The organism is Methyloterricola oryzae (genome assembly GCF_000934725.1).
Classification (GTDB): domain Bacteria; phylum Pseudomonadota; class Gammaproteobacteria; order Methylococcales; family Methylococcaceae; genus Methyloterricola; species Methyloterricola oryzae.
Window position 1 is genome coordinate 1 of record NZ_JYNS01000038.1, and the last position, 9087, is coordinate 9087.

Below are 9087 nucleotides of genomic sequence, written 5' to 3' on the forward strand. Positions count from 1 at the left end.
ACTTCCGCGGATTCAGCGGCACCCTGGCGGCGGGCGTGCTCAAGCCGGGCGATACGGTGATGGCGTTGCCCTCGCGCAAGACCAGCCGGGTCAAGGCCATCGTCACCCAGGACGGCGATCTGGAAGAGGCGTTTCCACCCCAGGCCATCACCGTCACCCTGGAGGACGAGATCGACGTCAGCCGCGGCGACATGCTAGTGACTCCCGAGGATGAACCCACGGTGGCGAGCCGCTTCATGGCGCATGTGGTGTGGATGGCGGAGGCGGCGCTGTCGCCGGGCCGGCAGTACTACATCAAGCAGACCACCAAGACGGTGTCCGGTTCGGTGGCGCGCATCGCCCATCGCATCGACGTGAACACCCTGGAGCACCATCCGGCCCAGCAACTGAAACTGAACGAGATCGGCTTGTGCGAGGTGGCCCTGAGCGCGCCCATCGCCTTCGATCCCTATGCCCTGTGCAAGGGCACCGGTTCCTTCATCGTCATAGACCGCCTGACCCACGTGACCGTCGGTGCCGGCATGATTACCGGAGCCGCTGACCACTTGCAAAAGGCTCGAACGGTCACGCCTCATGAGCGGGCGGCACGTTACGGTCAGAGGCCAGTTGCGCTATGGATCGTCGGGGCAGACGCATTCGAAGCGGCGTCCAGATTAGAGCGGCGACTTTTCGACCGTGGCTACGCGTGCACATCCATCAACGCGGCGGTCCTTGGGCCCAACACGCGTGTTGTCATCGAGCAATTGAACCTCGCTGGGTTGATCTGCATCTGCGTAGCGGGGGAGAGCGCCGACGTCCCGCCAAACAGCGCCGATTCAGTCACCCTTAAGTCTGATCAGTTAGAAGTCGAGGAAATAATCGAGCTATTTGCGCCTGTCCCCTTTCTCGACGAGGTGGACAACGATTTCGCCATCTAAACGTGAAAATCTTGCGCCATGGCTGAAATTGAAGCGGATAACTAACGCAGGATCTTACGCCATTAGCCGCGCAGCTAGCCGTGCGGCTTGTCCGCGTAGTTCCGGCACCGCGGTTGTCTCCCAGAGAATGCCCTTTTGCGGAGGACCAAGAGTATAGATTTGTCTGGATGGCGTTCCTTTCGAATCGATCAAGGCACCGTGCTCATCGACATCCAGTCCAATTTCTAGTGGGTCAGGGCGGACCAGTCCGCGCACGAGCAGATCGCGTATCAGCGGCCGCTCCAGTTTGCGGTAATTAGTTTCGGAGCCAGAGCAATTGACTACGGCTTCGACCGGGACATCGTACGATTTGAGCGATCCGCGTTGGCATATTTGGACGTTCACGGCTTTCTCGTTTTCCACATATTTCTGTATTCGCCCGATGTGCTGTACCAACCGCCCCGATTTGCTCATTTCCTTCAAGTGTTCGGCTACCACGGGAGCGAGCCGATGGCGGTGGCAGTCCCAGTAAGGTCTTAAGTGTCGAAGGAATTGACGCTTTTCAGAAAGCGGGAGGGATTTCCAAAGCTCCTGGGTGTTGGGTCTGAGCGCATCGATATGGGCCCGCCAGCTTTCGGGGGAATTAGCAGTTGATCGGCGAAGCTGCCGGAGTGAATCGAGGAGGGATGTGCCCACGCGTAAGGGGGATTGCACGGGCTTACTGGCTTGGTGCGCGTGAGGCCAGAGCCCTCGGCGCGAGATGCAGTGTATGGTGCCGGTGTATCCGGACTGCTGGAGCGTGATAGTCCAGTCAACCATGGTCAGACCACTGCCGATCAATAGGCACGCCTTGGTTGGCCAGATTCCGGCCATTACATTGGGTGACCAGGGATTACCAAAGTAGCGGTGACTGCTGTAGAAGGCGGAATTTCCAAGTTGCGGGTCGCCGGGCGGAAAATTGCCAAGTGCAAGAATGACTTTGTTGGGGTAGAGGGTTCCCGCGCGTGAAAGGCGCAATGCGGCATGAGGTTTTCCGGGTGTCAATTCTATCGCTTCATCGTAGTAGCGGAAGAGTCGAACGCCGGGCGCGGCGTTCCGTTCAGCATTGACCAGAATGTCGGCCAGGTAGTCCCCGTAGGCTTTCCGTGGGAGAAATGAAGATGCGGAAACGGATTGGACCCAGGGTTCGTTTAACAGGCAGCCCTCACGGTGCTTGGCCCATCTAAGAAAGTGTTCTTTGTCGTCTGGAAAAGCGCTCATGTTTCCAGCTGGGACGTTCAACAAGTGGCAATTCGCGAAGGTACTGTAGGCGACCCCGCGTCCAAACTGACCTGGTGTGCGTTCGATAAGGTGGATATTCAATGGGGACTTGGCGAGTAGCAATAAGTGGCTTGCTACCAGGGTCCCGCTGAAGCCAGCGCCAATGATGGCAATTGAACGAGGTGATGACATGTGTGATCTAGGTGAATGGTTCACGGCACGCTGGCCTGCGGGCTATGCCCGCAGGATGGCATGTTGCCGGAGGTGGCTCAGTGCTGCAGCCCAGATCCGCCGCCGCGAATCTTCAAAAGTGCTGCGACCAGCGCGTCGATATCATCGCAGGTGTTATAAAACGCCAGCGAAGCCCTGACGGTAGCCTCTAATCCGAACCTGCGCAGGATGGGTTGAGCGCAATGATGTCCAGCGCGCACAGCGATACCTTCTTGATTAAGTGCCTTGCCAATGTCTTCGGTGCGGAAGCCTTCAAGAACGAAAGACAGCACACCAGCCTTTTCCGTGGCGGTGCCGATAATGCAAAGTCCCGGAACCGTATACAGTGCGTGCGTGGCATACTGCAGCAAATCGTGCTCGTAGCGGGTTACATTGTCGATGCCGATTTTCTCCACATAGTCCAGTGCAGCGCCGAGACCAACCGCATCCGCGATGTTGCCGGTACCGGCCTCAAAGCGCGCCGGCGCAGGTTGGTAGATGGTCCGTTCGAAGGTCACATCCTGGATCATGTTTCCGCCCCCTTGCCATGGCGGCGTCGCATTGAGCAGGTCGAGGCGGCCATAAACTGCGCCGATCCCGGTAGGGCCGAATACCTTGTGTCCTGAAAAGACGTACCAATCGCAGTCCAGCGCCTGCACGTCCACGCGCAGATGTGAGACGGCTTGGGCGCCATCGACTAGCGCCAGCGCACCATGGCGATGGGCAATATCCACCATTTCGCGAACCGGTGTGATGGTGCCTAGGGCGTTGGACACCTGAGAGAAGGCTGCTAGCCTGGTTCGCGCGTTGAACAATTTCTCGTATTCATCCAGCATGATCTGGCCGGTATCGTCCACGGGTGCCACGCGGAGTCGCGCCCCTGTCTCAGCGCAGAGTTGCTGCCATGGAACGATGTTCGCGTGATGTTCCAGCCAACTGATCACAATCTCATCGCCTTCAACTATGTGGCGGCGTCCCCAGGACTGGGCCACCAGGTTGATAGCCTCGGTGGTTCCGCGCACGAACACGATTTCATCAGGCGATGAGGCGTTAAGAAAGCGTGCCACTTTCTGGCGCGCGGCCTCGTATGCGTCCGTGGCGCGAGCGGCCAGTTCATGGGCAGCGCGGTGGATGTTGGAGTTCTCGTGGGCGTAAAAGTACGAAAGCCTGTCGATGACGGATTGCGGCTTCTGCGTCGTCGCGCCGTTGTCGAGCCATACGAGTCGCCTGCCATGTACGCGTTCTTCCAGGATTGGAAAATCGCGGCGTATGGCATAGGCGTCCAAAGTGGGATGTGCCGAAGTATGCTCTGCAGCATTTGCCTCGCGACTTGGTTCCTCGGCCGGTACTTCGGGTTGCGCCGCAAATGAGCGGCTTTCGCCGAGAAAGTACAATCCAGCCTCCTGAGCCGGGATACGCTGTGGCGTCGGATCCTTCGCCACTTGCAAGGGAGCGGCAAACCCAAACGAGGGGTCGGAAGGCGGTGGCAACGGATTTATCGGAGTTGCCAGGGTCTTGTAGCTGCCTGAGTCACGGAGAAAATACAAAGGCTCGTCCGCCCTTATCGGGAACGCCGGCCTTGGAATCTGGCCGGTGGGATTTTCCGGTGCCACGATTTCAGGAGCAGCCGCATCCGCAATTCCGCTTTTGCTCTTCGCTACTTCCGGAACATCCTGGCCCGGCAAGGCCCGGAGGAACTCGTTGGCTAGCCGAGCCAGAACCGTCGGATCCGGAAGGCCCTGAGGCCATCCGGTCGTGACTCCGAATTCCGGCGACAAAAAATTATCGGTATTCGGGCTTGTAGTCATAGTATTTATCGACATCCACGTTTTCCAAAACGCCGATGGCGTCTTCGGTCAAAACTGCCACCGAGCAATAGAGGGATATGAGGTAAGACGCGATGGCTTTGCGGCTGATGCCCATGAATTTCACAGACAGGCCGAGTCCTTGCTCGCCCGGAAGTCCCGGCTGATAGAGCCCCACGACGCCTTGGCGGCTTTCTCCAGTGCGCAGTAACAAGATCTTGGTTTTGCCACCCTCGATTTTGATTTTGTTTGACGGTATCAGCGGAATACCGCGCCAGGTGAGAAACGGTGAACCGAACAGATTGACGGTCGGAGGCGGCACACCACGGCGTGTTGCTTCACGCCCGAAAGCCGCGATGGCTTTGGGGTGGGCGAGAAAGAAGGCAGGCTCTTTCCATACCTTGCTGATCAGTTCATCCAGGTCGTCCGGGGTCGGGCCATGAGAGCGAGTCTGGATACGTTGCTCGGGAACCACATTGTTGAGCAACCCATACTCGTGGTTGTTAAGTAGTTCGTCCTCCTGTCTTTCCTTGATGGTCTCGATGGCGAGCCTCAACTGCTGCTGGATCTGGTCATGAGGGCTGCTATAGAGGTCGGAGACGCGGGTGTGTACGTCAACGGTCGTAGTGACTGCGCTAAGGAAGTATTCGCGCGGGTGCTCATCGTAGTCGACAAAAGTCTCAGGCAGATCACGTTCGTCACGCTGCGAGCATGCGGTCAAAACACGGGATTCGTCTTTGACGCGATTAAGGCGATAGATACCTGCTTCTACGCCAACCCAGGGTAAAAGATGAATGAGCCACCGCGGAGTAATCTGCAGCAGTTGGGGAACTGTTTTTGTCGCATTGGCTAGTTGCCGCGCTGCGGCGTCGCCAAGCGCCAGTTGAGTGGTTTCTTGTTCAGCCATTGAGTGCTCCTTTTCTTTCTAGGTGTGTGGTTATGTCAGGACCGATGAAATCGGAATGCGTGAATCAGTCGCCATCTGTGACGGGCAGTGGAACTAGGATGGGTGCGAACGCCTTCGCACTTGGCTCAGCCGCGGGAGTGAGGGCAGCGACTCGAACCGCTTCATCCAAGAAATACGGCTGGCTACCCGTTCCGCCTGCCGCCGCAACTGCTGGGTGTAGAGACGCGCCGCTCGCGCCGGAACCTACAGAGGGACTGGCACGCAGGGCATCTTCGCTGGGCGGAGTGAACGCAGAGGCCGGCGTGATGTGTCCAGCACCAGGATGCGCGCCAACTTCAAAACCAGGCGTTTTCGGTGCGGTAGATCCCAGATGTTGTCCGGGCACGGCGGTCCTTGCGGGAAGGCCACGCGGATCGGCGGCCGTATACAGGGCGGGAACAGTAAAATCCAAAGGCGGTTCCAGACCGAGAGGCGCCAGATTCAGAATCGGCAGGACATGCGGAGTTGTGGGTCGTGCTGATTCAATCAGGAAGTAAGGAAGATCTCCCGATTGGGGGGCATTGTCTGGACTCACAAAGGCTTGAGGCGAGGCGCCTGCGGCGCCAGCGGCACCGGCGGGTGCGCCCCGGTAGTTAATGTCACTGGGCGGGCTGGTGGGTGTACTCACATTCGTCTCCTGGATAGGGTTGCTGGTATGTGGTGGTACAAGTTTTTAGTATTTGCAGATTCCTTATATGCCGGCGCCGCCGTCGAACGACTCGCTGCGGACTTGCGCCTGGCTCACATTGCTGCCGGGAGGCACACTGCGCGTGAGCCAAACGTTGCCTCCGATGACGGAGCCCTTGCCGATGGTTACGCGCCCTAGAATCGTGGCGCCCGCATAAACCACCACATCGTCTTCGACGATGGGATGCCGGGCGTTTCCCTTTACGAGCATGCCACTGTCGTCCACAGGGAAGCGCTTGGCTCCCAGCGTGACAGCCTGATAGAGGCGCACCCGCTCGCCGATGATGGCCGTTTCACCAATGACAACCCCAGTACCATGGTCAATAAAGAAGCTTCCGCCTATGTCCGCGCCGGGATGAATATCGATACCGGTCGTTGAGTGAGAAATTTCTGAGATTATCCGAGCCAGCAACGGTGCGCCCAGCAGATGCAGTTCGTGAGCGAGGCGGTGATAGGTAATTGCGGTGACGCCCGGATAGCAAACCAATACTTCGTCCACGCTGCGTGCTGCGGGATCGCCCTGATACGCGGCTGCAATATCACTTTCCAGATATTGCCGCACGCGTGGTAGGCGGGAGGCGAAGTCTCTTGTGATGGCGACCGCTTGGCGGCGGAGAGGTTCGGCCAGAGCGTCGCGGCCTGCGGAGAACTGAAGCTCTCGGTAAACCTGTTCCATCAGGTCTCGTAGGGTTACGTCAAGGGTGTGGCCGACAAAGTAGTCGATGCCTTCGTCAGTTAATTCGGGTCGTCCGAGCCGATTAGGAAAAAGAGCTGCGCTCAATCCATCGAGGATTTCAGACATCGCCTTACGGGATGGCAACTTGGGTGGTCGATCACGTCGCTGGCGTTCTTCGAGTGAGCGAACACGCAGAGTGCGGAGGTCCGCCACAATAGCGTCGATGTCCCAGTAAACGGTGGCCCCGGTTTCGGAGTCCCTCCGGCCGACGTGCGAACTCATGCCGCCAGTCCAGATGCGTCAAAGACGCCTTCAAACAAAACAGTGCTCAAGTAGCGCTCGCCAGAGTCGGGCAGGATGACGACGATGGTCTTGCCGGCGTTCTGCGGCAACTTGGCGATGCGTGCGGCGACCGCAACGGCGGCACCGCACGAGATGCCAGCGAGTATGCCTTCTTCCCGCGCTAAGCGTCTCGCGTAATGGATGGACTCCTCGTTGCTTACCTGTTCAACCGAGTCAATGAGGGATAAGTCAAGCACCTCGGGGACAAAGCCAGCACCAATGCCTTGGATTTTATGTGGAGAAGGTTTCAGTGCCTCCCCGGCAAGTTTTTGCGTCAGTACTGGGCTAGCGGAGGGTTCAACGGCTACTGAGAGTATTGCCTTACCTTGGGTCCGCTTTATGTAACGAGACACACCTGTGATGGTCCCACCCGTGCCGACGCCCGACACCAGGATGTCGATTTTGCCACCCGTGTCTTGCCAGATTTCGGGCCCCGTAGTCCTCTCATGCACCGCGGGGTTGGCAGGGTTTCGAAATTGCTGGAGAAGCACATATTTCGTCGGATCGGAGGCAGCGATTTCCTCCGCTTTGGCAACCGCACCACTCATGCCCTTGGAACCCTCGGTCAACACCAGCTTGGCGCCGTAAGCGATCAACAACTTGCGTCGCTCTAGGCTCATGGTTTCTGGCATCGTTAAGGTCAATGGAATGTTTCGTGCTGCGGCGACAAAAGCGAGCGCAATGCCTGTATTGCCGCTAGTTGGCTCCACAAGTTCCTTCCCGGGGCCCAGCAGGCCTTGTTTCTCTGCATTCCAGACCATCGCGGCGCCTATTCGGCACTTCACGGAATATGCCGGATTTCGGCCTTCGATTTTTGCAAGCACCAATGCATTGCTGCCTTCAATGACGCGGTTTAGCTTCACTAGCGGCGTGTTCCCAATTGATTGGGAATTATCTTCGTACCATGACATTCAGAATCTCCTCGTGGCTCCTACACATCGCGGCGCCTCGCTACTTAGCTAAACCTTTGGCACCATCAATGAGCCAAAACCTTCCGTCTAGCATGCCATTGACTCGTTATTTCAAAACGCGCGGGCACAAAAAAAGCCAGTCCTCCTTTGACTAAGGAGGTACTGGCTTCCGGTTTTCCGGTCAGCAGCTGTCAGCGAGTCAGTGTCAAAACGTAGGGCATACAACTAACAGACACGATTTCACTAAAGGTCTGCCCTTGCTGCCCTGAATTTTCTTATCTTGATAGGGTCGATTGCAAGCCCATGGGTAAACTTTATACAGCTTTTGTCATGCGATGAAAGAATAAAAAGTTGTTTATAAATAACTAAAAAGTTAATGCCAGGTGTTAGCTTGCTCGTCTGGATCGCGATTGTACGTAATGTCAATTGAACCGGGTCCTCCTCCTTATGACCGCGCAATAAGCCAAAATTCTGTTATCCCGAGGGAGGTAGGGAGATGACTCACCCATGATTATAATTCTAATAAAGACATGCACTTAAAGTCGTCCATATAAAATCCTTGTTGGGCTGCAATCCGATCTAATCAGCGCTTTCTCATGGGCCAAAAGCGCCATTCTTTATAACTATATGGAATTAAAGGCTAACGTTTATTTCTTTATCTTCTTGTCTTGGCATCGGTATAGTTCGGCGAAGCTGTCCTTCAAGGGGTTTTTCCGGATTTTTACGATGATGATGCCAACAGACATTCCTAAACGCAGTCCAGAACAGCCTCATGATGTGGTCCAGAGAATTTTGGAGGCCTTGCATGGTTTGCGTTACGGCTCGGTGGAAATCATCGTGCACGACGGCCGCGTCGTGCAAATCGAGCGCCGAGAGAAAGTGCGCCTCGATCTGTCCTCGCCTTCCCGTTAAACCAATCCGCTCTCCTCTTGCAGGCCCTTGATGGCGGGCGATGCCCACCCCTTTTTGCGGTTTGAGAACACCCACCTACCAGACCTCTGGCGGTACAAGACCCATCGCGGCTCGTTGACCGATTCCCCGGAAGCTACGCCAATGCCGCGCGGGCGGACGGGGTGCACTACCGGGTCTATCCCCAGGGCTACTGGATCTGGGGGCCGTTCCAGCTGTTGGGCGAATATGCCCTGTCCAGCCAGGACCTGGCCAGCCAGAGCACGGTCAACGGCCGCAGCGTGAACGTCGCCGAGACCAACACCACCGACCAGGCCTGGAATGTGACTGTGTCCTATATGCTCACCGGGGAGGAGAACGTGTTCCTGCGCCAGGGCATCAAGCCGCGCCATCCCTTCGACCCCATGTACGGCATTCGACCCAACCAGCCGTTCAACCCGGCGGA

Annotated in this window: 7 protein-coding genes and 1 pseudogene; 3 read left to right on the top strand and 5 right to left on the bottom strand. The window is 57.1% G+C overall.

Translation table 11 applies throughout. The annotated features are described in order from the left end of the window. Positions 1 to 917, top strand: a 917-nt coding sequence (locus tag EK23_RS23780; RefSeq protein ID WP_045227306.1) for an elongation factor 1-alpha C-terminal domain-related protein, incomplete at its 5' end; no start/stop codon positions are given. A gap of 54 nt (positions 918 to 971) precedes the next feature. On the opposite strand, the gene EK23_RS20685 is transcribed toward EK23_RS23780, so the two are convergent. The 5 genes from EK23_RS20685 to cysK form a co-directional block, all read right to left on the bottom strand. Continuing rightward, complete coding sequence (locus EK23_RS20685; RefSeq protein ID WP_045227307.1) at positions 972 to 2348, bottom strand: FAD/NAD(P)-binding protein; 1377 nt, start codon at positions 2346 to 2348, stop codon at positions 972 to 974. 77 nt (positions 2349 to 2425) lie between these two features. Beyond that, entirely contained in the window at positions 2426 to 4051 is a 1626-nt protein-coding gene (locus EK23_RS20690) for a family 2A encapsulin nanocompartment cargo protein cysteine desulfurase (protein ID WP_235282246.1), read from the bottom strand. Between the two features lie 97 nt (positions 4052 to 4148). Continuing rightward, positions 4149 to 5078 carry a family 2A encapsulin nanocompartment shell protein gene (locus EK23_RS20695; RefSeq protein ID WP_045227309.1) on the bottom strand — a complete coding sequence of 310 codons (930 nt, stop codon included), beginning with the start codon at positions 5076 to 5078 and terminating at the stop codon, positions 4149 to 4151. 730 nt (positions 5079 to 5808) lie between these two features. Next, positions 5809 to 6762 carry a serine O-acetyltransferase EpsC gene (epsC, locus tag EK23_RS20700; RefSeq protein WP_045227310.1) on the bottom strand — a complete coding sequence of 318 codons (954 nt, stop codon included), beginning with the start codon at positions 6760 to 6762 and terminating at the stop codon, positions 5809 to 5811. After that, positions 6759 to 7733 carry a cysteine synthase A gene (gene cysK / locus EK23_RS20705; RefSeq protein WP_045227311.1) on the bottom strand — a complete coding sequence of 325 codons (975 nt, stop codon included), beginning with the start codon at positions 7731 to 7733 and terminating at the stop codon, positions 6759 to 6761. The genes epsC and cysK overlap by 4 nt, the downstream gene beginning before the upstream one ends. A 726-nt stretch (positions 7734 to 8459) precedes the next feature. On the opposite strand from cysK, the gene EK23_RS20710 reads away from it, so the two are divergent. Then, the gene (locus EK23_RS20710) at positions 8460 to 8645 is read left to right on the top strand and encodes a YezD family protein (RefSeq protein WP_438941147.1); all 186 of its coding nucleotides are present in this window, start codon (positions 8460 to 8462) and stop codon (positions 8643 to 8645) included. A 161-nt stretch (positions 8646 to 8806) separates the two neighbouring features. Further along, a pseudogene (locus tag EK23_RS20715) lies at positions 8807 to 9087 on the top strand (hypothetical protein); the annotation flags it as partial.